Source organism: Corynebacterium bouchesdurhonense (assembly GCF_900078305.2).
GTDB classification, from domain to species: Bacteria; Actinomycetota; Actinomycetes; order Mycobacteriales; family Mycobacteriaceae; genus Corynebacterium; species Corynebacterium bouchesdurhonense.
Map to the genome: position 1 here is coordinate 306,912 of NZ_LT546028.1, position 22,390 is coordinate 329,301.

Here is a 22,390-nt window from a genome sequence, read left to right on the forward strand (position 1 = left end):
CCACTTGACGGGACCCGCCCGCCACTCGACTAATGACCAGGTGCTAATGACCATTTGGCGCTAGGAGAGCCGGGAGGCGTCACGGGCGCCTAGGCCATGTAGCCGGGAGCCTGATGGATGGCGCCTTCCGACTCGAGACCATCGAGCCACTCCATAATGCCGTCGCGGGGACAGTCCGCGCCGATGCTGGCGGCGAGCATGCCGCCGGGGCCGACCTCCACGCGACACCCGAACGCCAGGAGCGTCTCGGCGATCTGATGCGGCTGGTCGGTTTCCGGGAGGATGCGCACCGTCGACGCGCCGCCGCGCACCACCACCCTGTCTACGTGGAAAGACCCACCCACCAGCACGCACTCCACGATGTCGCCCACCGCAAGCGTGGTGTCCACGAACGGGACACTGGCCACCACGAAATGGTTGCCGGTGAGCTGGTTCGCGGCGAGCTGCTCGTTCTCCACACCCGGGACTGCGACGCGGGTGGTGATGGTGGTGGTCGGCTGCATGGGTGGCAGTGTATCGCGCCTAGCGGGCGGCGATGTCCCGGCTGGTGTCCCGGCTGGTGTCCCGGCGGATGTCCAGGCGCTCGCCGCCGTCCGCCACGTCCACGTGCACCGCATCGCCGTCGCGGATGTCGCCGGCCAGGAGCTTCTTGGCCAGCTGGTCGCCGATCGCTTGCTGGATCAGGCGGCGCAGCGGGCGGGCGCCGTAGGCAGGGTCGTAGCCGCGGTCCCCCAGCCAGTGCTTCGCCGCGTCGGACACCTCGAGGGTGAGGCGGCGAGCGGCCAGGCGGGAGGCCAGGTCCTGCAGCTGGATGTCCACGATGCCCACCAGCTGGTCGCTGGAGAGGGGCTCGAACACCACCACGTCGTCGAGGCGGTTGATGAACTCGGGCTTGAAGTGGTGCTTCACGGCGTCCATGATCTGCTCGCGGTTGCCGCCGGCGCCGAGGTTGGAGGTCAGGATGATCACGGTGTTCCTGAAGTCCACGGTGCGCCCTTGGCCGTCGGTAAGCCTGCCCTCGTCCAACACCTGCAGGAGGACGTCGAAGACGTCGGGGTGGGCTTTCTCCACTTCGTCGAAAAGCACGAGCGAATACGGGCGGCGGCGAACGGCCTCGGTGAGCTGACCGCCGGCGTCGAACCCGACGTATCCCGGAGGGGCACCGACGAGGCGGGCCACCGAGTGCTTCTCGCCGTACTCGCTCATGTCGATGCGGACCATGGCGGACTCGTCGTCGAAGAGGAACTCCGCGAGCGCCTTGGCCAACTCCGTCTTACCCACGCCGGTGGGGCCCAGGAAGAGAAAGGAGCCGATGGGGCGGTTCGGGTCCGCCACACCCGCGCGGGAGCGGCGCACGGCGTCGGACACCGCAACCACCGCGTCGCGCTGGCCCACCACGCGCTCGCCCAGCACGGATTCCATATTCAGCAGCTTCTCGGTCTCGCCCTGCATCATCTTGCCGGCGGGGATACCCGTCCAGGAGGACACCACGTCCGCGATCGTGTCCGGCGTGACCTCCTCCTCCAGCATGGTCTTGGTGCTGGCCTGGGACTCGATCTCGGCCACCTCGGCCTCCAGCTCCGGGATGCGCCCGTAGCGCAGCTCGGACACCTTGGCGTAGTCCCCGTCGCGCTCGGCGATCTCGGACTCGTTGCGCAGCCGCTCCAGCTCCTCCTTCGCGGACTGCACCCGGTTGATCTCGTCCTTCTCGTTCTCCCAGCGCGCCTTCATCTCGCCGAGTTTCTCGCGCTGGTCAGCGAGTTCTTGGCGCAATGCTTGGAGACGCTCCCTTGAGGCCTCATCAGACTCCTTCGTCAGCGCGATCTCCTCGATCTCGAGTCGGCGCACCACACGCTCCAGCGAATCGATCTCCTGCGGGGAGGAGTCGATCTGCATGCGCAGGCGGGAGCCGGCCTCATCCACCAGGTCGATCGCCTTATCCGGCAGGAACCGGTTGGTGATGTAGCGGTTGGACAGCTCCGCCGCTGCCACCAGGGCCGAGTCCTGGATGCGAACGCCGTGGTGCACCTCGTAGCGCTCCTTCAGGCCGCGGAGGATACCGATGGTGTCCTCCACCGTCGGCTCACCGATGTACACCTGCTGGAAGCGGCGCTCCAGCGCGGCATCCTTCTCGATGTACTTGCGGTACTCGTCCAGCGTGGTCGCGCCGACCAGCCGCAGCTCGCCGCGCGCCAGCATCGGCTTGATCATGTTGCCCGCGTCCATCGCGCCCTCGCCGGAGCCGCCGGCGCCCACGATGGTGTGCAGCTCGTCAATGAACGTGATGATCTCGCCGTTCGAGCTCTTAATCTCATCGAGCACTGCTTTGAGACGCTCCTCAAACTCACCGCGATACTTCGCACCCGCAACCATCGAGCCGAGATCCAGGGAGATCAGCGTCTTGCCCTTGAGGGACTCCGGAACGTCGCCCGCCACGATGCGGCGGGCGAGGCCCTCCACAACGGCGGTCTTGCCCACACCGGGTTCGCCGATAAGCACCGGGTTGTTCTTAGTGCGGCGCGACAGCACCTGCACCACGCGGCGGATCTCCGTGTCGCGCCCGATGACCGGGTCGATCTTGCCCTCGCGGGCGCGCGCCGTGAGGTCCGTGGAGTACTTCTCCAGCGCCTGGAACTGGCCCTCCGGGTCCTGCGTGGTCACCTTCTTGCTGCCGCGGACGGAGGGGAACGCGCCCTTGAGCACGTCGTACGTGGCGCCGCGCTTCTTCAGCAGCTCGGCGGCCTCGTCCGTGCCCTTTGCGATGGCCGCCAGCAGCACCTCGGTGGAGACGTACTCGTCCCCCAGCTCGCCCGCCAGCTCCTGGGCGGCGTTGATGGCGCTCAGCGCGTCGCGGTTGAAGTTGGGGTTGGCCATGTTCTGGCCCTCCGCCTTGGGGTAGCCCCGGGTAATCTCCGCGGCCTCGCGCGAGACGGTGTCCGGGTCCACGCCCGTGGCCTTCAGCACCGGCGCGGCGATGCCCTCCTCTTGGTTCAGGATGGCCTCGAGCAGGTGCGCCGGCCGGATGTCCGGGTTGCCAGCGGCGGACGCCTTCTGCAGCGCCTGCTGGATCGCCTCCTGCGTCTTCGTTGTGGGGTTGAACGATCCCATGGTGTTCGTGCTCCTTGCGTGTCTTTGTCTTGCGTCGATTACATCAGATGTAACGCGCGAGAAGTTGAGTCTGTTCCTATCAAGCCGAAAAAGTTGCCAACGCGGCGCTCAACTGCGGCGCCACCCGCCTCGTTCGCTGCGACGCCCGGCGGATCCGTCGCCCCTGAGTTACGCTGAGCGCGGACCGGGGGCGGCGGGAAAACGGCGGCTAGGAAAACGGCGGCAGGAAAACGGCGGCCAGGGAACCGTGGGGGGAATGTTCCGCAAACTCGAAACCGGCACATAGTTGCAATCCCGCACCAATATTCCGGATTGCAACTATGTGCCGGGTTCGCCAATTCGCATGCCACCACCCCTCTCCACGCACAGAAACTGCACAGAAAATGCACAGGAACCAGAAACTCAAGAACCAAGGAAGCGGGGGCCGAAATGGGAACCGGAAACCAGGAAGCAAGCGGGGAAGCAAGCCGGGACAACGCCGGGGAGCGCGCGCCTTCCTACGAGGAGCGGCTCGAGGCCGAGCGGGATGAGCGCCACGCCAGGCTCAAGTGGATCGCAGACGCCGCGACGGAAGCGGGAGCGGAGGCGGCGCACCACCAGCGCGGCGGCGCAGGCGGCGCCGGCGGCGCAGGCGGGGCCGGCGGGGGCCAGCGCGTCGAAACGGCCATGCGCGGCGTCACACTCTTTCGCATGATGCAGTGGCAGAAGCGCAACCAGGCCCGGGATTTCGCCTCCGCCTTGGGCGTGAGCGAGCGGTGCGCCCGCGAGTACCTCGCCCAGCTGCGCCGCGCCGGCTACAACATCCAGTGCGAGCCCGGAGTCAACGGCTACTACTGGCTGGCGCCCGGGGAGCAGCCCCCGCCGATTGCATTCACCTGGGAGGAGCTGGAGATGATCGTCATCGGGCTGCTCGCGTTCTCCGGCGCGGCCGACAGGGAGGACCCGCGCATCCCCGAGGCGCGAACCGTGGCAACGCTCGTCGCCTCGGCGTTGCCCTATCACCGGCAGGCGGAGGTGTTCGGGGAGGGCGAAAGGGTCAGCAGGAACGTGTTTCGCTGGTGGGTGACCGCGAAGGGTTTCGGCCGGGGGCGTGCGACGTTGTAGGGGCGTCGCTAAGCAAAAGCCCCCGTCTGGTCGGTGATCGCGATGAGCGGCAGCGCCTCGCGCGCGGCGGCAACCTCGGCCGCGTCGATGTCCACGATGAGCGTCTCGGGGGCGTAACCGGCCTCGGCGATGCGCCGGCCGTGCGGGTTGACGACGGCGGAGTGGCCGATGCCGGTGGGTCCGGACTCCTCGCCGGCGTGCTCCTCCCACTCGGGGCGGGCCTGGCCGGCGGCGGCGATGAACACGCCGGCGTCCAGCGCGCGGGCGGCGGTCAGCGCGCGCCACTGCTCGAGCTTGCCGGCGCCGTCGGCCCAGCTCGTGGGCACCACGATCACCTCGGCGCCGCGGCGGGCGAGCTCCTTGAACTGCTCGGGGAAGCGGATGTCGAAGCAAATGGCCACGCCCACCACCACGCGCTCGCCGGCGGCCTCGTGGGTGAATGTGACCAGCTCGCGGCCGGTCTGCACGGTGTCGGATTCGCGGTAGTTGAAGGCGTCGTAGGCGTGGATCTTGTCGTAGCCCTTGTGCACGCCGCCGCCGGTGATGAGGGCGGTGTTGCGCACCCGGTGGAGGGTCTTCCCGTCGACGTTATTGACATCGCCCGGGCGGAACATACCGGCCACAACGGTCACACCCAGCTCGTCCGCGAGCCCGCGCATGGCGGTGGCGAACTCGCCGTCGAGCTCCTCCGCCTGCGTGTCCAATCTGCCCTGGTCAAAGGCTTGGCTGGCGGCCTCGGGGAGCACGATCAGGGTCGCGCCGGCGCGCGCGGCGTCGCGGATCAGCGGGGCGAGCGTTTCGATGTTTTCGCGCTTGTCCGCGCCGGTGACCGTTTGCAATAAGGCAATGCGCATGTGGATAACTTTAGTGCGACCAAGGACGGGTTATCCACAGTTTCGCATTTCGCCCTTGCTTCGCCTGTTGCGCTTTGCCACACTCCGCGGCATGACCTTCCTCGAACTTTCCGACTCCACCGCCCGCGCCGCCCGCTCCCACGTCCCCATCCCCCCGCCGCTGACGTGTGTGGTAGTATGAGTGTGCTGTGAAATGCCCGAGCTCAACTGTGGTGTTGTGTGTTAGTTGGTAAGGTTGGAGGGGGGGGGGGGGGGGGGGGGCGCGGGGGGGGGGGGGGCCGGGGGCGGGGGGGGGGGCGGCCCCCCCCCCCCCGCCGCTGACGCTCGCGTCGCTGTCACCCTCCCGCGCCTCCGCCGCGCTCAACGCCGCCGCCTCGAGGGAGCTTGTGCTTATCGACGCAACCTTTCAAGCCCTCTCCAACCACCTGCGGTCCATCGCGGCCTTCGCCGAAAAGGTGACGTCCTCCGACGCCGAGCTCGCCGGGGCGCTGGACCGTGGCTAGCGCGGTCGCTGTGGGCGTCCCGGCCCCGGCTCCAGCCCCGGCCCCGGCGGCGACGAAGGCGGCGCAGTACTCCCCCAGCCTCGACCCCGCGGAGCTGCGCGCCGCTGCGCAAAGTTGCTACCGGGCACAGGCTGCGGTGGGCGCCGAGGCCCGCGCCACGGACGGGTCGCGCGCAGCACTCGCTGCCACCGGGTTCGCCGGCCAGTCCGCGGACCTCGCCCTGGCCCGCGTGGGCGGCTACGCCACCACCCTCCGCCGCCGCGCCGACACCCTGCACGCCATGGGCGACGCCCTCGACGCCGCCGCCCGCGCACAGGAATCGCTCGACGCGCTTGCCCGCGCCGCGCTCCTGGTGGGCCAGTACCGCGTGATCCTCTGGCTCAACCAGCTGTCGCAACAGCTGGACACCGAGCTGGCGCGCGAGCTCAACCGCACGCGCGGGCGGGGGATGGAGCGCTTGGCGGAGTGCCCGCAGGAAAGCCTCGAGGCCCTCTCCGCGCGCCACATGGCCACCTTGCCGGCCAGCACCCGAGGCACCATCAAGGCCGCCGGCGGGCTCGTGCTGGAGGCGGGGCCCGGCTCGACCACGGTGATGGTGGGCAGTGCGGAGAACCCGGCGCGGGTGATCACGCTGGTGGCTGGCGCGACCACCGGCAACCCCCGCCAGCTGGAAGGGGAGCTGGAGAAGGCTGGGCGGATAGCGGAGCGCACCGGCGCAGCGGTGGTGGTGTGGCAGGGCTACAACCCGCCGCCGGATCTGGGCGCCGCGCTGTCCGGCGCGCCCGCCTCGGAGGGCGCGGGCAACCTCGCGGCGTTCCAGGCGGCCCTGGAGGAGCGCTTCCCCAACGCGCAGAAGACCGTGGTGGCCCACTCGTACGGCACGCTGGTGGCCACCCGCGCGGCCAACCGGGACGGGCTGCTCGCGGACGACCTGTGGCTGCTGGGCAGCGCGGGCGTGGACGGCGAGAGCGTGGCGGACCTGACCCTGGCGGGGCCGGACGCGAAGGTGTTTGTGGTGGACGCGGACCGGGACCCCATCCTTGGCCTGCGGGCGGGCGGGGCGGGGGGGGTGGGGGGCAACCCGCCATCGAACTCCTAAGGAGCCGCCCGGGGTGGGGGGGGGAGGGGGGGGACGCCGGGCTACGTTACAAACAAGGGGGGACCGAGCGCATTGTCACAGACCCCCAGACGGGAAGCAGAAGGCGCAGTACACGAGCGGGGGGCGGGAAAGAACCCCGCCAGGGTCAGGTCCGCCACGCTCTCGCCGTCCACGCCCGCGCTGCCCAGCAGCCACAGGTCGTCCGCGAGCTCCTACGGCGCCACGCGGATCGAGGGCGTGCGCGGGGACCACCTGGACTACTTCACAGACGAGGCGTTCCTGACCGCATTGTCACAGCCCCCGAGCCGGAATGCAGAAGTCTCAGTACCATGGGTTGGGCAAGTAAAGACGACCTAACAAACCTTTAAGGGAGCATCATGACCAACTTTGCCACGCAGCTGGTGAAGCGCCTCGAGCGCGAGGGCGTGAAGCGCATTTATGGCCTGGTGGGAGACTCGCTGAACCCGCTGTCCGACGCGGTGCGCCAGAGCGACCAGATCGAGTGGGTGCACGTGCGTAACGAGGAGGCCGCGGCCTTCGCCGCCGGCGCCGACTCGCTGGCGGCTGACGAGCTCGCGGTCTGCGGCGCGTCCTGCGGCCCGGGCAACACCCACTTCGTGCAGGGCCTGTACGAGTCCCACCGCAATGGCTCGAAGGTGCTGGCCATCGCCTCGCACATCCCCACCATTGAGATCGGCTCCTCCTTTTTCCAGGAGACCCACCCGGAGCTGCTCTTCCAGGAGTGCTCCTCCTACTGCGAGGTGGTCCACGAGGCCGACCAGGGCATGCGCGTGCTGCACAACGCCCTCCAGAACACCCTCGCCGGCAACGGCGTGTCCGTGATCGTCGTGCCGGGCGATGTCTTCGCCTCCGACGTGGCGGACGGTCCGCACACCGCGGACTCCGTGTACGCCACCGGCAAGAACAAGCGCGTCTTCCCGGACCCCCACGAGGCCGCCCGCCTGGTGGAGGCTATTAACAAGGCCGACAAGGTCACCCTCTTCTGCGGATACGGCGCGCGCGATGCCCGCGACGAGGTCTTCGCCCTGGCGGAGAAGATCAAGGCCCCGATCGGCCACTCCTTCCGCGGCAAGATGTACTTCGAGTACGACAACCCGTACGACGTGGGCATGTCCGGTCTGCTCGGCTACGGCGCTTGCATCGACGCCATGGAGGAGTGCGACCTGTTCATCATGGTCGGCACCGACTTCCCGTACACCGACTGGCTGCCGCAGGACAACGTGGCGCAGATCGACATCGACGGCACCCACATCGGCCGCCGCACCAAGGTGGATTACCCGGTGGTGGGCGACGTGAAGAGCGTCATCGAGAACATCCTCCCGCACATCGAGGAGAAAAAGAGCCGCAAGTTCCTGGACAAGATGCTCAAGCGCCACTACGAGCTGCTCGAGCACGTGATCGACCACTACACCAACAAGGCCTTCGAGTCGAAGAAGCCGATCCACCCGGAGCTCGCCGCGTCCGTGCTGGACAAGCTGGCGGACGAAGACGCCTACTTCACCGTGGACACCGGCATGTGCAACGTGTGGTCCTCGCGCTACCTCACCCCCAACGGCAAGCGCGACGAGGCCGCGTCCTTCCTCCACGGCACCATGGCTAACGCCCTGCCGATGGCCATCGGCGTGCAGGCGGCGTTCCCGGACCGCCAGGTCATTTCCTGGTCCGGCGACGGCGGCCTGGGCATGCTCATGGGCGAGCTGTTGACCATCAAGCTGCACCAGCTGCCGGTGAAGGTCATCTGCTTCAACAACTCCTCCCTGGGCATGGTCAAGCTGGAGATGATGGTGGCCGGCATGCCGTACTTCGGCACCGACCACGAGCAGGCCAACTACGCCGAGATTGCCAAGGGCGTGGGCATCCAGTCCTACCGCATCGAGGACCCGGACGACCTGGAGCCGGTGCTCAAGGAGGCCCTCGCGTATGACGGCCCGGTGCTGGTGGACATTGTCACCGACCCGGAGGCCCTCTCCCTGCCGCCGGGGATCACCTGGGACATGATGAAGGGCTTTGCCAAGTCCGGTGCCCGCACCGCCTTCCTCGAGGGCGGCGTCGGCCGCCTCTTCAACCTGGCTAAGTCCAACCTCCGCCACATCGGCGGCGCCGCGGCCATCGAGTTCGGATAGTCCGCGCGCATGCGGCCCCTCCTTCGGGAGGGGCTTTTTGCTTGTCGACGCCCCCTTCCCACCCCAAAACGAGACACAGACCACACATTCCGGGTCGTCGCCAGACTGTGTCGTTGATGTTACCTAAACGCAACCCAACATCCGTCGCCGATAAGTACCGTTGCATAAGTCAGCGAAACCCCAGCTGGTTTCGATCCGTTTATCCAAGAGGATGCATTTTCATGACCAATTCCCAGAACCCGAACCGCGGCGCCAAGCGCGTGAAGCGCGTCGAAACCACCACCCGCACCGCCGCACCGGCCGCACCGGCCGCCCGCGGTGAGTCCGTGGCCTACGAGACTCGCGACGCCGACGACCACATCGGCCAGGAGGCCTGGATCGGCACCGATTCCACCGAGGTCTCCAACGGCAACGTCTCCTGGGGCGCGATCTTCGCCGGCGTGGTCACCTTCCTCGGCCTCATGATCCTGCTCGGCGTCGCCGCCGCGGCCATGGGCCTGCAGGGTACCTCCGGTGCCGCCACCGGCATCTTCGCGCTGATCTCCCTGGCTGTCGCCTTCGCGGCCGCCGGCTACGTCTCCGGCGCACTCGGCGTGCGCGCCGGCCTGTTCCACGGCTTCGCCACCTGGGCCACGTCCCTGATCGCCACCCTGGTGCTCACCGGCTGGCTGGGCGCCTCCATGATCGGTGGCCTCGGCTCCATCGTGGGCAACACCGTCGACACCGTGGCCAATACCGCTGGCCAGGCCGCTAACGTCACCCGCCAGGACGCGGAGGACGCTTCCAACGCGGCCCGCGACAACGTCTCCCAGCAGGACGTGGACAACGCCGCCGACCAGGCCCGCGACGCCGCCAACAACGCCGCCGACAAGGCCAAGGACGCCTACAACGAGTACTCCGACGACGCCGCCGAGGGCACCTGGTGGACCCTGGCCGGCCTGCTGATCGGTGCCGTCATCTCCGCACTGTGCGGTGCCGCAGGCGCTCGCTCCGTGCTCAACCGCGACAACCAGCAGCGCGTCGTGCGTAAGTAGGCACCGCCTTAACACCACGTAAGCGGCGCAAAGCTTCAGCCGCTTATACTCAGCCGCTTACACAACGAAAGCCCGGCCGGGCGAGACCTCGAAGTCTCGCCCCGGCCGGGCTTTCACCGTCCCGCGGGACTTGCCCAATCTGGGGTTCTACCCGCGGCCCCGGGAGCGTCGAGAAGCAAACGGCTCCCAAGCGACCACCGCGGTGGAGCGCGGCACGTGCACAAGCTCGCCGCCGCGGCGGTGCGACGAGAGGCGCTCGCGCAGCTCGGCGGACTGGTCGCGCTCCGCCTCGAGCTGGCCCTCGAGGGACTCGATGCGCTCGGTGAGCTCGATGATGGTCTTGATGCCGGCCAGGTTCACGCCCTCCTCCTGGGAGAGGTGCTGGATGCGCCGGAGCATGGTGATGTCGCGGGAGGAGTAGCGCCGCCCACCGCCGGGCGTGCGGGCCGGGGTGACCAGACCCATGCGGTCGTAGGTGCGCAGGGTCTGGGCGTGCATGCCGGTCAGCTCGGCGGCGACGGAGATGACGAAGTACTGCTCGCCCTCTCGAAGCTGCGTCTTGCGTTCATCCATTCCACTCACCTCCTTCTACTGGGCCCCGGCCCACCCGGCGCGCGGGTCAAAACCGGAGTCCTTCTCCGCCTGCGCGTAGGTGCGCAGGGCGCTCATGGCGCTGGCGTCCAGGTCCTTGGGCACGGCCACCTCCACCGTGACCAGCAAGTCACCGGCCCCGGTCTTGCGGGGGATGCCGCGGCCCTTCACGCGCAGGGTGCGGCCGTTCGGCGTGCCGGCCGGGATCTTCACCTTCACGGGCTTGTCCAGGGTGGGCACGGTCACCGCGGCGCCGAGCGCGAGCTCGCCGAAGGAGACGGGCACGGTCACCTCCAGGTCATCGCCGGAGCGGGTGAACACCTTGTCCCCGCGCACGCGCACGGTGACAAAGAGGTCCCCGGAGGGCGTGCCGTTCGGCCCCGCCTCGCCCTGGCCGGCGAGCCGGACCTTCTGCCCGTCCTCCACGCCGGCGGGGATCCGCACGGTGATGGAGCGGGTGCGGCGCACGGTGCCGGTGCCGCCGCAGGTGGGGCAGGGATCCTCGATAACCTCGCCGGTTCCGCCGCAGTTCGTGCACGGCCGGGCCATGCCGAAGGAGCCGGAGTTTTCGCGCACGTACCCGGTGCCGGAGCACACGGGGCAGGTGGTGGTCTTGCCGGTGCGCGAGCCGGAGCCGTGGCAGTCGGTGCACGGGGCCTCGCCGGTGAGCTCCACCGGGAAGGTGGTGCCCTTGGCGGCCTCGCGGAAGTCGATTGTTATTTCGGTTTCGACGTCCGCCCCCCGCGACGGCCGCGCGTTCCTACCGCCAGCACCGCCGCCGCGGTTAAAGAAGCCACCGAGGATATCACCAAGGCCGCCGTCTCCAGTTTGTCCAGCCGCGCCTCCGAAGATGTCGGAGAGGTCGTCGACGTTGAAGTCGGTCCGCGTCGAGCGAAACCCGCCCGGAAAGCCGGAACCACCTCCGAACCGCCCACCGAAGCCGCCGGAGCTGACCATGGACTTGAACTGGTCGTATTCCTTACGCTTCTCCTCGTCGCCGACCACGTCGTACGCCTCGGCGACGCGCTTGAACTTCTCCTCGGCCGCCTTGTCGCCTGGGTGGGAGTCGGGGTGGTTCTCGCGAGCGAGCTTGCGGTACGCCTTCTTAATGTCCGTGGCGGACGCGCTCGAAGACACGCCGAGATCGCCGTAGTAGTCCTTGTTCGCCCATTCCTGTTGCATTGCCATGTCGCTTCCTCCTTTCTCAAGGTTCTAAAGGTAAAGCCGGGGCGAGCGGTAGTGCCGCTCGCTCCCGGCTACTTGGGGCTTGTTGCTTTACGACGCATCCTTCCCAGCGCCGCCACCAATAATCACCATCGCATTGCGCACGAGACGGTCGCCCATCTTGTAGCCCTTGCGAAGGACGGTGCCCACGACCTTCTCCTCGCCCTCGGAGAGGTCCTGCACAGCCTCGTGGATCTCCGGGTCGAAGGGCTCGCCCTCGGCCCCGAAGCTCTCGAGCTTCTGGCTGGCCAGCGCGCCACGGAGCTTGTCGGCGAAAGCCTTCAGGGGCCCTTCGGCGAGGTCTCCGTGCTGCTGCGCCAGATCGAGATCGTCGAGAAGCGGAAGCAGCTGCTCCGCGAACTTGGCCTTCGTCTGCTCCACGATGAGCGCGCGGTCGCGCTCCGTGCGGCGCCGGTAGTTGGCGTACTCGGCGCTGACGCGCTGGAGGTCCTCGGTGCGCTCGGCAAGCTGCAGCTCCACGTCGGAAACCGCACCGTCGCCGTCGGCGTCCGGGTTGGCGTCGCCGTACTCGCCGGCGAGCTCGGCCTGGACCGCGTCCTCGATCTCCGCGTCCGTCATGGTGGAGGCGGACGAGAGGGGGTCCTCGGCTTCCGGATCCTGCGCAGCCTCGAACGCCTCCGACTCGGCGGCCTCGTCCGCGAGGGACTCGGCGCGGTCCGGGGACACGTACTGCTCGTCCGTGTTCTCCGGCGCGCCCGGGTCGTTCGGCATCTGCGGGTTCACGTTCGGGTCAGTCATGTCGTGTTCCCTTCCTTCTTGCTCGTCCTGGTTACGTGTTGTCGGTTACTTGTTGTCGGCGTCGGTCGCGTCGGTGCCGGCCGCGGTGTCCTCGTCCTCGACAACCTCGGCGTCCACAACGTTGTCGTCGGCGGCTGCGGCGCCGTCGGCCTGGGTAGCGCCGGCGTTGGCCTCAGCCTCGTAGAGGGTCTTGCCCAGCTCCTGGGACTCGGTGTTGAGCTTCTCCACGGCGGCCTTGACAGCGTCCAGGTCGTCACCCTTCAGCGCCTCGTCCACGGCGTCCGCGGCCTCGGTGACGCGGGTCTTCAGATCCTCCGGCAGCTTGTCGGAGTTCTCGTCCATGAACTTGCGCGTCTGGTAAGCGGCGGTCTCCGCGTTGTTGCGGGTCTCCTGCTCCTCGCGGCGCTTCCGGTCCTCGTCCGCGTGCTGCTCCGCGTCCTTGATCATGCGGTCGATCTCGTCCTGGGAGAGGCCGGAGCCGTCCTGGATCTTGATCGTGTTCTCCTTGCCGGTCGCCTTGTCCTTGGCGGACACGGAGACGATGCCGTTTGCGTCGATGTCGAAGGTGACCTCGATCTGCGGCACGCCGCGCGGCGCCGGGGCGATGCCGGCCAGCTCGAAGGAGCCGAGCAGCTTGTTGGCGGACGCCATCTCGCGCTCGCCCTGGAAGACCTGGATCTGCACCGACGGCTGGTTGTCCTCGGCGGTGGTGAAGGTCTCCGAACGCTTCGTCGGGATGGTGGTGTTGCGCTCGATCAGCTTGGTCATCACGCCGCCCTTGGTCTCGATGCCGAGGGAGAGCGGGGTGACGTCGAGCAGCAGCACGTCCTTCACGTCGCCGCGCAGCACGCCGGCCTGGAGTGCGGCACCGAGCGCCACAACCTCGTCCGGGTTCACGGACTTGTTCGGCTCCTTGCCGGTGAGCTCCTTGACCAGGTCGGTCACGGCCGGCATACGGGTGGAGCCGCCCACGAGCACCACGTGGTCAATGTCGGACACGGACAGGCCGGCGTCCTTGATCACCTGGTTGAACGGGGCCTTGGTGCGGTCCAGCAGATCGGAGGTGATCTTCTGAAACTCGGTGCGGGTGAGGGTCTCGTCCAGGAACAGCGGGTTCTTGTCCGCGTCCACCGTGATGTACGGCAGGTTGATGGAGGCCTGCTGCTGGGAGGACAGCTCGATCTTGGCCTTCTCGGCCGCCTCGCGCAGGCGCTGCATAGCCATCTTGTCCTTGGACAGGTCTACGCCGTTGGCGGACTTGAACTTGTCCACCAGCCACTCAACAACGCGGTTGTCCCAGTCGTCGCCGCCCAGCTCGTTGTCGCCGGCGGTGGCGAGCACCTCAACCACGCCGTCACCGATCTCCAGCAGGGAGACGTCGAAGGTGCCGCCGCCGAGGTCGAAGACCAAGATGGTCTGCTCGCTCTCGGCCTTCTCCAGGCCGTAGGCCAGAGCAGCCGCGGTCGGCTCGTTGACGATGCGCAGGACGTTCAGGCCCGCGATCTGGCCGGCCTCCTTGGTGGCCTGGCGCTGTGCGTCCTCGAAGTACGCCGGGACGGTGATCACCGCGTCGGTGACCTCCTCGCCCAAGTAGGCCTCCGCGTCGCGCTTCAGCTTCTGCAGCGTGCGGGCCGAAATCTCCTGCGGGGTGTACTTCTTATCGTCGATGTCCACGGTCCAGTCCTCGCCCATGTGGCGCTTGACGGAGCGGATCGTGCGGTCAACGTTGGTCACCGCCTGGTTCTTCGCGGACTGGCCGACCAGCACCTCGCCGTTCTTCGCAAACGCGACGACGGAAGGGGTGGTGCGGGAGCCCTCAGAGTTGGCGATAACTACCGGCTCACCGCCCTCGAGGACGGAGACGACCGAGTTGGTGGTGCCGAGGTCAATACCTACTGCGCGTGCCATAAAAGTTTGTTCCTCCTGTAAAGAGTGTTCGTTTCAAGTTGAAGCGCTCCGGCTCAACTTCACGGTGGCCACTATAGCAACCCTCGCGCCGCCATGAGCCTGGCGCACTCAATGAGTACAACGAACCGTCAGCAAACTTGTTCCCGGTTCGCTCAACTTTCTTTTTCGCTCCTTTTTCACCATCGCGCGGAGGGCCCGTGAGCAGGAAAAACGCCCCCGTTGGCGCCGGGTGGCGGCCAAGGGGGCGTCGGCAAGCAATGCCCGAAACTAGTGCAACTGCGCGATGAACTGGTCGTAGGCAGGGCGCAGGGCGAAGCCCACGGCGCCGCTAGCGAGCAGCGTGGCAACGAGGCCGAGCACCGAGACGATGACGAGGCCCTTCAGGTCCAGGTTGGAGGAGCCGGACACCACCGAGCCGGATGCCGGGGTGAAGGCCTGGCCGTCCTGCGGCGCGGCGCAGTTGGTGAAGGCCGGGCGGGCGGTGAGGATCGGGGCGGTCACGGCCGGGCCGACCTCCTTGAATGCGGCCTTCGCGGCGGCGAGCACCTCGGACGGGCTGTAGCCCAGCACGAGGTCGATGCTCGGCTTCTTGCCGGCCTTGGTCAGCGCGTCCGCCAGCACGTCCTTGACCGGCACCTTCTTCAGCTCCGCCTTCGTGGCGGCCTGCACGGCGTCCTGCTTCAGGATGTTCTTGGCCACCGTCTCGGGGTCGATGCCGGAGGCGTTGATGGCGTCGGCGATGGTCTTCTGGGCGTCGATGTCGGTCTTGGCCAGCGCGTCGCCGAGGAGCTTCTCAATGTCCTTCTGCTTGAGGAAGTTGGCGAGGTACGCCTGGGTACCCTGGCGCAACAGCGCCAACGGGGAGAACCCCTTCAACGCCTCGGCGGTATCGAGGTTCTTGATCACCTCGTTGATCGGCAGCGACTTCAGCGCGGCCTGCACGTCCACATCAGCGGGGTCACCGATCGCCTGCGCCCAATCCACGGCCTCGACGATGTTTCCGAACTGGACGTTCTGCAGCGCCGCGTCCCAGTCGATGTTGTCAACAACGTCCTCGACGCCGATGTTCTCGATCGCCTTCGCAGCGCCGTACGGCAGCACCAGCTTGTACACGTCGATGCCGTAGAGGCCGCCGTTGGCCTGCGCCTCCTCCGGGGTCACGGTCACGGTCGCCGCGTCCAGCACCGGGTTCTCGGCGGCGCTGGCGAAGCCGTCCTTCAGCGTCTCGTTCTTGGTGTTCTCGGCCATCGCCTCGAACAGTGTCTTCCAGGCGGTGTTCAGCTTCTGCTGCTCACCCTCGCTGAAGGAGATGGTGCAGGTGCCCGATTCGGCGTTGTAGCTGGTGGTCCAGGCGCCGGCGGATGGCGCGGCCACAACGGCGCCGGAGACGGTTGCCATGGTGGCGAGCGTTGCCACCGCGATCTTGGGGCGGGAAACAGGCATTTGGAAGACCTTTCTCAGGGCATTGCTAATCGACGCATACAAAGTAACACCCCTCCCCCACACGGTGACCGGGATCCAACTGCGATCATCCCGAGATGGGTCCGTGACCGGAATATTTGGTGTTATCTGGCAAGATAGCGCGGGTGACAAACGACAAGAACACGGATTACGTGGGCGCGCTCGACACCACCGTCGACGCCATCCAAATGATGCCCACTCCCGCCGACGCCGCGCAGGAGCTCTCCGGCGAGCCCATCGACCGCGGCGACGTCATCGCCGCCGACGGCCGCACCGCCGCCGCCTGGGCGCTTCGCTTCATCATCGTGGTCGCCGCCTCCGCGGTGCTGCTCTACCTGCTCAAGTACGTCTGGTTCGGCCTCCTGCCGATCCTGCTCGCCCTCATCGTGTGCACCGTGCTGTGGCCGCCGGTGCGCTGGCTGCGCCGCCACAAGGTGCCCGCCGCGCTGGCCGTGCTCCTGGTGATCGTCGGCTTCTTCGGCATCATCATCGGCATCTTCTCCGCCATGGCGCCGCTGGTGCGCACCCAGAGCGTGCAGCTGTGGGACCAGGCCGAGCAGGGCGTGAACCAGATCCTGGACTGGCTGGACCAGCGCGTGGACTCGGAGATCATTGACCCGGACCGCATCCAGCAGGGCATCGACCAGATCACCTCCTTTGCCAAGGGCCAGGCCTCCAACATCGCCTCCGGCGTGTTCTCCGGCATCGGCGTGATCGCCTCGCTGGGCACCACGCTGGCGCTGACCTTGATCCTCACCTTCTTCTTCCTCAAGGACGGGGACCGCTTCCTGCCGTGGCTGCGCAAGTACACCGGCGTGCGCGCAGGCTGGCACCTCACCGAGGTGCTCATGCGCTCCTGGAACACGCTGTCCGGCTTCATCCGCACGCAGGCGATCGTGTCCGCGGTGGACGGCATCTTCATCGGCATCGGCCTGATCTTCCTCAAGGTGCCGCTGTGGCCGGTGCTCGCCGTGCTCACCTTCTTCGGCGGCTTCATCCCCATTGTGGGTGCCTTCACCGCCGGCGCCCTGGCCGTGATTGTGGCCCTGGTGTCCAACGGATTCTGGAACGCCATCTTCGTGCTGCTGCTGATCATCGCCGTGCAGCAGATCGAGGGCAACGTGCTCCAGCCCATCCTGCAGTCCCGCGCCATGGGCCTGCACGCCGCCATCGTGCTTTTGGCCGTGGCCCTCGGCGGCACCCTCTTCGGCATCGTGGGCGCGTTCCTCGCCGTGCCGGTGGCGGCCGTCATCGCCGTGTGGCTGCGCTACTGGGCGGAGATGGTCTCCCTGCGGGCGGGCGAGATCACCGCCGACGACATCCAGATAGCCACCCAGCAGAGCCAGACCATGGACTCCAAGGAGGCCTTCATGGCCGTGCGCCGCCACATGGCCAAGATGGCCAAGCGCGAAAAGGTCTCCATCGACGCCCCGGTGAAGGATTCGCTGGGCTCCACCCGCGTCCCGCTGGCCAAGGACACCCCGACCAAGCGCTACGACGAGGAGGCACCGGGCGAGACGCGCGCCATCGATCCGTCGGAAAGCAGCGACAAGGACCGCCAGCGCCAGCTGGAGAACGACGACGTGTAGCGGGCGCGCAAAACGCGCTCCGCGATTTTTACGTACGGTGGTGGCATGGCTGATTTGAACAACAAGAAGATCGCAATCATCTCCACCAACGGTTTCGAGGACTCCGAGCTCACCTCCCCGAAGGAGGCCGTGGAGGCCGCCGGCGCCACCACCCACGTGCTCTCCACCGAGAGCGGCGAGATCGAGGGCAAGAAGGGCACCAAGGTCGCTGTCGACGGCACCACCGCCGACGCGAACGCCTCCGATTACGACGCGCTTATCCTCCCCGGCGGCACCGTCAACGCCGACACCATCCGCACCGACGAGGATGCCGTTGCGCTGGTAAAGGCCTTCCGCGAGGCGGGTAAGCCGATCGGCGTGATCTGCCACGGCGGCTGGATCCTCACCGAGGCCGACCTGCTCGAGGGTGTGAAGCTCACCTCCGTGAAGAACGTGAAGACCGACCTGGTCAACGCCGGTGCGAACTGGGTTGATGAGGAGGTTGTGGTGGCCGACGGCTTCATCTCCTCCCGTACCCCGGACGACCTGCCGGCGTTCAACAAGGCGCTGGTGGAGGAGTTCTCCAAGTAACTCCCCTGACAGCAATGCCTGCTAGCAGCCCGCTAGCAGGCATTTTCATTTGCGCAGCGCCGCGCGCACAAGGCGGGCCGCGAAGTGTGGGAGGTCCTCGCCCTGCTCCCCCGTCTCACCGCGCTCCACCAGCGCGGCCAGGGCCTCCGGGTCCGCGGGCAAGCCCAGCGCCTCAGCACCGGCCAGGGCCTTGTTGTCGAAGACGGGCGCCAGTTCCGGCCACACCCCCTGCGCCTCGCGGGCGAACATGGTGGCGCAGGCGGGGCCGACGCCGTCGAAGACCTCGAGCGATGCCGGGGCGGCGTCGCGGAGGGTGCGGAGGTCGGCGCTGTGGGCGTCGATAAGCAATGCGCTCATGGCTTTGAGACGCGTGGCGGTGGACTCGTCGTAGCGCTTGTAGCCGGTCCGGCCGAAGATGCGGATGAGCTCGGCGCGGGGCGCGTCGCGGAGGGCCTCGGGGGAGGTGAGGCCCGCGGCGAAGAGCCCGCGCGCGGCCTCGACGGCCACCTCGGCGCGGATCGGCTTCGCCTGCAGCATGCACAGGACAAGCAGCTGGAAGAGCGGGCCGGGGGCGTCCGCGAGCTCGATGCCCGCCTCCTCCGCGAAGGTCTTACGCACGGGCCGCCACTGCCGGCTCGGAGGCATCCACGATGGTCACGCGCTCGGAACCCTCCTTCTCGGAGGCCGCGCGGGAGTTCGCCCGCGCCGTGACCGCGCCGCGCCAGGACAGGATGGCGCCGATGGCCAGCACCAGCACACGCACCACCCAGAGGTTCTGGTCAAGGCCCACGGCCGCCAGCACCACCGGCAGGTTCAACGCCAGGATGAGTGAGCCGACGAAGCCGCCGAGCAGGATCGGGTTCATGCGGGTGACCAGCCAGGCGGCCAGGGGCGCGGCGATCATGCCGCCGGCCAGCAGCGCCAGCACGGCCGCGAGGTTGGCGGTGAGGTCCTCCCACATGCCGATGGCGAAGCCGGCGGTGGCGGCGGCGGTGACCAGGAACTCGGCGGTGTTCACGGTGCCCACGATGCGCCGCGGTTCGCTGCGCCCCGCGGCCATGAGCGTGGAGGTGGTCACGGGGCCCCACCCGCCGCCGCCGGCCGCGTCGACAAAGCCGCCGAAGAGGCCCAGGCCGCCCAGGAAGGCCTTGGAGTGGGGCGTATCCCCCGCCTTGCGCTTGGTCAGCCCGCGCGCGAAACGCAGCATCAGGTTCAGGCCGATCAGCGCCAGGATCAGGGACATCAGGGGCTTCGCGGACGCCATGGACAGTTTTGAGAGCACGGTCGCACCGGCGAACGAGCCGATGGCGCCCGGGATGCCGATGGCGGCCACCGTCTTCCAGTCCACGTTGCCGAAGCGGGTGTGGGAGATACCGGACACCAGGGTGGTGCCCAGCTCGGCCGTGTGCACCACGGCGGATGCGGCGGCCGGGGTCAGCCCCGCCAGCGCGATCAGCATGGTGGTGGAGGTGACGCCGAAGCCCATGCCCAACCCTCCGTCCACAAGTTGAGCCGCCAGGCCAGCCACCGCAATAATCAGCAGCGTTGTCAGGTTGCGCATGTCACACCTCCAGTGTGGTTCGGTAGCGGTCGGCGACAATGCCGGCCAGATCTGTGGTCAGCGGCCCGGAGCACGTCACGCGCGCCCCGGTTTCCGCCTCGATACGCGGGATGGCCTCCCGCGCCTTGTCCAAGAGCAGCCCTTCGGTGACGAAGAGCGGCAGGATGTGCAGGTCCCCGCGCACGCGCGCGAGGTTGACCAGTGCCTGCTCGCCGCCGCGGGTTGCGGCCACGACGCTCACCGGTCTCGAGCATCGCTTTTCGACGCCCCCCGCCAGCGCCTCATACCCCCTCGCCTGCGCGGCGTCGGAGGTGCCCACCGGGTAGAGGACGGCGTGGGCTGCGGCGGGGGCGTCGGCAAGCACGCGCTCCGCGAGCACCGCCGCGAGGTCCGCGCCCATCCCCACCCCGCGGGCGAGGGTGAGCGGGGCGAAGCGGGAGGCGGCGCGCAGGTGCGCGGGCACGTCGTGGGTTGCGTGGAACGCCTCGGTGAACAGCAGCGGAACCACCACGGCGGGCCCGGCCACCTCGCGCGCCGCCTCCTCGAGGGTGGGCTCGGTGAACTCGAGGTGGGCGCCCAACCCCGCCACCCCGAGCGTTGCCGCCGCCGCCCGGGTGAGCGCCTGGGCGCCCGCACGGGCCGCCGGGTGCCGCGACCCGTGCGACAGCGTGATCAGCGCGGTCACCGCAACCGCGTCCCCACAAAGCCTGCGGCGAGGGTGTTGCCGCTGGCCTGGTCGATCAGCAGGAAGCTGCCCACGGCACCGCGCGCCGCGTACTCCTCCACCGGCAGCTCCTCGGCCGTCTGGATGGTCACGTGGGCGATGTCGTTGAGGCCCACGCCGGCGGGGTCGAGCGTGTCGCCCTCCGGGGAATCGATGTCCAGCACGCGGTCCACGCTGGCCACCCGGGCGCGCACCAGCGAGGTGCCGTAGCGCAGCTTCACGGCCTTGCCCGGGGTGAGCTCCTTGTCCGTCAGGCCCACCACGGTGGCGGCGAACTCTCGCACGTCCTCCGGGCGCTCGCCGGCGGCGAGGAGGTCGCCGCGGGCCAGGTCGATGTCGTGCGCCAGGCGCAGCGCCACCGAATCGCCGGCGCTCGCCTGATCCACCTCGCCGTCCGCGGTGTCGATGCCCGCCACCGTGGTGGTGCGCCCGCCGGGTGCGGTGAGCTCGTCGCCCACGCGGATGCTGCCGGCGGTGACGCGCCCCGCGTAGGCGCGGTAATCGGCTGCGTGCTCGCGCAGGACGTACTGGATGGGGAAGCGGAAATCCAGGTCCAGGGCGCGGCCGTGGTTGACCGGAATGGTCTCCAGCAGCTCGAGTACGGTCGGGCCCTCGTACCACGGGGTCTGCGCGCTGCGCTCGACTACGTTGTCGCCCTTCAGCGCCGAGATCGGCACGGCGATCGGCTCGTCGATGCCCAGCTCGCGCGCCTTCGCCTCAAAGGCGTCGCGGATGGAATTGAAGACGTCCTGGGAGTAGTCCACCAGGTCGATCTTGTTCACGCCCAGGATCACCGTCTTCACGCCCAGCAGGTGGGCCACGGTGAGGTGGCGCACGGTCTGTTCAACCACGCCGTTGCGGGCGTCCACCAGCAGCACCACCACCTGGGAGGTGGACATGCCGGTGACGGTGTTGCGGGTGTACTGCACGTGACCCGGCGTGTCCGCGAGGATGAAGGTGCGCTTGTCGGTGGCGAAGTAGCGGTAGGCCACGTCGATGGTGATGCCTTGCTCGCGCTCGGCCCGGAGGCCGTCGACAAGCAAGCTCAAATCGAGGCCCTCGAACCCGCGGTCGGCGGAGGTGCGCTCCACGGAGGCGAGCTGGTCCGCGAGGACGGACTTCGTGTCGTGCAACAGGCGGCCCACGAAGGTGGACTTGCCGTCGTCGACGCTGCCGGCGGTGCACAGGCGCAGCGTTGCGCGATCATCAAACATCAGAAGTAGCCCTCCTTCTTGCGGTCCTCCATGGCGGACTCGCTCAAACGGTCATCCGCGCGGGTGGCGCCGCGCTCGGTCAGGGTGGAGGTGGCGATCTCCGCGAGCACCTCGTCGATGGTGGTGGCGTCCGAGTCCACCGCGCCGGTGCAGGACATATCCCCCACCGTGCGGTAGCGCACCCGGCGCGTCTGGATCTCCTCGCCCTCGCGCGGGCCGCCCCACTCGCCGGCGGTCAGCCACATGCCGCCGCGGTTGAACACCTCGCGCTCGTGCACGAAGTAGATGGACGGCAACTCGATGCCGCGGGCGCCGATGTACTCCCACACGTCCGACTCGGTCCAGTTGGAGATGGGGAACACGCGGATGTTCTCGCCCGGCAGCTTGCCGCCGTTGTAGAGGTCCCACAGCTCCGGGCGCTGGCGGCGGGGGTCCCAGCCGCCGAAGGAGTCGCGCACGGAGAAGACGCGCTCCTTGGCGCGGGCGCGCTCCTCGTCGCGGCGGGCGCCGCCGAGCACGGCGTCGTAGCCCACCTCGGCGATGGTCTCCACCAGCGGCACCGTCTGCAGGGGGTTGCGGGTGCCGTCGGGGCGCTCGACCAGGTCGCCGCGGTCGATCCAGTCCTGCACGTGCGCAACCCGCAGGCGCGCGCCCGTCTGCTCAACCAGGCGGTCGCGGAACTCGATCACTTCGGGGAAGTTGTGGCCGGTGTCCACGTGCAGAAGCTCGATGGGCATCGCGGCCGGGGCGAAGGCGCGGCGGGCGAGCTCGAACACCACGCAGGAGTCCTTGCCGCTGGAGAAGAGCAGGCCGATTTTGTCGAACTGCCCCGCAACCTCGCGCAGGATGTGGATCGACTCGTTCTCCAGATCCCGCAGGTGCGGCGAGAGCGTGGGTGTGGCTGGCGCAGTCACAGTAGTACGTCCTTTGAAAAGAGCTTTGA

Annotated in this window: 19 protein-coding genes; 6 read left to right on the plus strand and 13 right to left on the minus strand. The window is 68.3% G+C overall.

The window, feature by feature from the left end:
* Positions 1 to 89: 89 nt before the first annotated feature.
* Together BN4252_RS06225 and clpB are read right to left on the minus strand one after the other, a co-directional pair.
* Positions 90 to 503, minus strand: a complete 414-nt coding sequence (locus BN4252_RS06225; RefSeq protein WP_066527685.1) for a DUF4265 domain-containing protein — start codon at positions 501 to 503, stop codon at positions 90 to 92.
* A gap of 19 nt (positions 504 to 522) precedes the next feature.
* Positions 523 to 3,108: an ATP-dependent chaperone ClpB gene (gene clpB / locus BN4252_RS06230; RefSeq protein ID WP_066527688.1), complete on the minus strand. Its 2,586-nt coding sequence runs from the start codon at positions 3,106 to 3,108 to the stop codon at positions 523 to 525.
* Between the two features lie 429 nt (positions 3,109 to 3,537).
* On the opposite strand from clpB, the gene BN4252_RS11185 reads away from it, so the two are divergent.
* Positions 3,538 to 4,212 (plus strand): helix-turn-helix transcriptional regulator, encoded by a 675-nt coding sequence (locus tag BN4252_RS11185; RefSeq protein WP_066527690.1) that lies wholly within the window; start codon positions 3,538 to 3,540, stop codon positions 4,210 to 4,212.
* A gap of 8 nt (positions 4,213 to 4,220) precedes the next feature.
* On the opposite strand, the gene BN4252_RS06240 is transcribed toward BN4252_RS11185, so the two are convergent.
* Positions 4,221 to 5,066 (minus strand): nitrilase-related carbon-nitrogen hydrolase, encoded by an 846-nt coding sequence (locus BN4252_RS06240; protein ID WP_066527691.1) that lies wholly within the window; start codon positions 5,064 to 5,066, stop codon positions 4,221 to 4,223.
* 495 nt (positions 5,067 to 5,561) lie between these two features.
* Between BN4252_RS06240 and BN4252_RS06245 the strand changes: the two genes are divergently transcribed.
* From BN4252_RS06245 to BN4252_RS11305, 3 genes are all read left to right on the plus strand, one after another.
* On the plus strand, positions 5,562 to 6,668 hold the full coding sequence (locus tag BN4252_RS06245) for an alpha/beta hydrolase (RefSeq protein ID WP_143341178.1): 1,107 nt from the start codon (positions 5,562 to 5,564) through the stop codon (positions 6,666 to 6,668).
* A 374-nt stretch (positions 6,669 to 7,042) separates the two neighbouring features.
* Complete coding sequence (locus BN4252_RS06250) at positions 7,043 to 8,812, plus strand: pyruvate dehydrogenase (RefSeq protein WP_096877778.1); 1,770 nt, start codon at positions 7,043 to 7,045, stop codon at positions 8,810 to 8,812.
* A 221-nt stretch (positions 8,813 to 9,033) separates the two neighbouring features.
* A complete protein-coding gene (locus BN4252_RS11305; RefSeq protein ID WP_066527709.1) occupies positions 9,034 to 9,846 on the plus strand; it encodes a TIGR04086 family membrane protein in 813 nt (270 codons plus the stop codon).
* A gap of 147 nt (positions 9,847 to 9,993) precedes the next feature.
* Here BN4252_RS11305 and BN4252_RS06260 read toward each other — a convergent pair whose 3' ends face one another.
* The 5 genes from BN4252_RS06260 to BN4252_RS06280 all read right to left on the minus strand — a co-directional run bounded on the left by BN4252_RS06260 (position 9,994) and on the right by BN4252_RS06280 (position 15,771).
* Positions 9,994 to 10,419: a heat shock protein transcriptional repressor HspR gene (locus BN4252_RS06260; protein ID WP_066527712.1), complete on the minus strand. Its 426-nt coding sequence runs from the start codon at positions 10,417 to 10,419 to the stop codon at positions 9,994 to 9,996.
* 15 nt (positions 10,420 to 10,434) lie between these two features.
* Positions 10,435 to 11,625 (minus strand): molecular chaperone DnaJ, encoded by a 1,191-nt coding sequence (gene dnaJ / locus BN4252_RS06265; protein ID WP_066527715.1) that lies wholly within the window; start codon positions 11,623 to 11,625, stop codon positions 10,435 to 10,437.
* An 87-nt stretch (positions 11,626 to 11,712) separates the two neighbouring features.
* Positions 11,713 to 12,420, minus strand: coding sequence for a nucleotide exchange factor GrpE (grpE, locus tag BN4252_RS06270; RefSeq protein ID WP_066527720.1), 708 nt, complete (start codon positions 12,418 to 12,420; stop codon positions 11,713 to 11,715).
* A gap of 45 nt (positions 12,421 to 12,465) precedes the next feature.
* A complete protein-coding gene (gene dnaK, locus BN4252_RS06275) occupies positions 12,466 to 14,328 on the minus strand; it encodes a molecular chaperone DnaK (RefSeq protein ID WP_066527723.1) in 1,863 nt (620 codons plus the stop codon).
* Positions 14,329 to 14,595: 267 nt separating this feature from the next.
* Positions 14,596 to 15,771: a hypothetical protein gene (locus BN4252_RS06280; RefSeq protein ID WP_066527726.1), complete on the minus strand. Its 1,176-nt coding sequence runs from the start codon at positions 15,769 to 15,771 to the stop codon at positions 14,596 to 14,598.
* Positions 15,772 to 15,977: 206 nt separating this feature from the next.
* Here BN4252_RS06280 and BN4252_RS06285 point away from each other — a divergent pair, with 206 nt between their 5' ends.
* The gene (locus tag BN4252_RS06285; RefSeq protein WP_078056856.1) at positions 15,978 to 17,378 is read left to right on the plus strand and encodes an AI-2E family transporter; all 1,401 of its coding nucleotides are present in this window, start codon (positions 15,978 to 15,980) and stop codon (positions 17,376 to 17,378) included.
* A 45-nt stretch (positions 17,379 to 17,423) separates the two neighbouring features.
* On the plus strand, positions 17,424 to 17,948 hold the full coding sequence (locus BN4252_RS06290; RefSeq protein WP_066527730.1) for a type 1 glutamine amidotransferase domain-containing protein: 525 nt from the start codon (positions 17,424 to 17,426) through the stop codon (positions 17,946 to 17,948).
* A 45-nt stretch (positions 17,949 to 17,993) separates the two neighbouring features.
* On the opposite strand, the gene BN4252_RS06295 is transcribed toward BN4252_RS06290, so the two are convergent.
* Genes BN4252_RS06295 through cysD form a run of 5 tightly spaced genes read right to left on the minus strand, consistent with a single transcriptional unit; the run spans position 17,994 to position 22,361 of the window.
* Complete coding sequence (locus BN4252_RS06295; protein ID WP_222859810.1) at positions 17,994 to 18,566, minus strand: HhH-GDP family DNA glycosylase; 573 nt, start codon at positions 18,564 to 18,566, stop codon at positions 17,994 to 17,996.
* A complete protein-coding gene (locus BN4252_RS06300; protein WP_078056857.1) occupies positions 18,559 to 19,500 on the minus strand; it encodes a sulfite exporter TauE/SafE family protein in 942 nt (313 codons plus the stop codon). The genes BN4252_RS06295 and BN4252_RS06300 overlap by 8 nt, the downstream gene beginning before the upstream one ends.
* 10 nt (positions 19,501 to 19,510) lie before the next feature.
* The gene (locus tag BN4252_RS06305) at positions 19,511 to 20,194 is read right to left on the minus strand and encodes a sirohydrochlorin chelatase (RefSeq protein ID WP_066527741.1); all 684 of its coding nucleotides are present in this window, start codon (positions 20,192 to 20,194) and stop codon (positions 19,511 to 19,513) included.
* The gene (locus tag BN4252_RS06310) at positions 20,191 to 21,447 is read right to left on the minus strand and encodes a sulfate adenylyltransferase subunit 1 (protein ID WP_066527743.1); all 1,257 of its coding nucleotides are present in this window, start codon (positions 21,445 to 21,447) and stop codon (positions 20,191 to 20,193) included. The genes BN4252_RS06305 and BN4252_RS06310 overlap by 4 nt, the downstream gene beginning before the upstream one ends.
* Complete coding sequence (gene cysD, locus BN4252_RS06315) at positions 21,447 to 22,361, minus strand: sulfate adenylyltransferase subunit CysD (protein ID WP_066527750.1); 915 nt, start codon at positions 22,359 to 22,361, stop codon at positions 21,447 to 21,449. Before cysD ends, BN4252_RS06310 begins: the two co-directional genes overlap by 1 nt.
* Positions 22,362 to 22,390 lie beyond the last annotated feature (29 nt).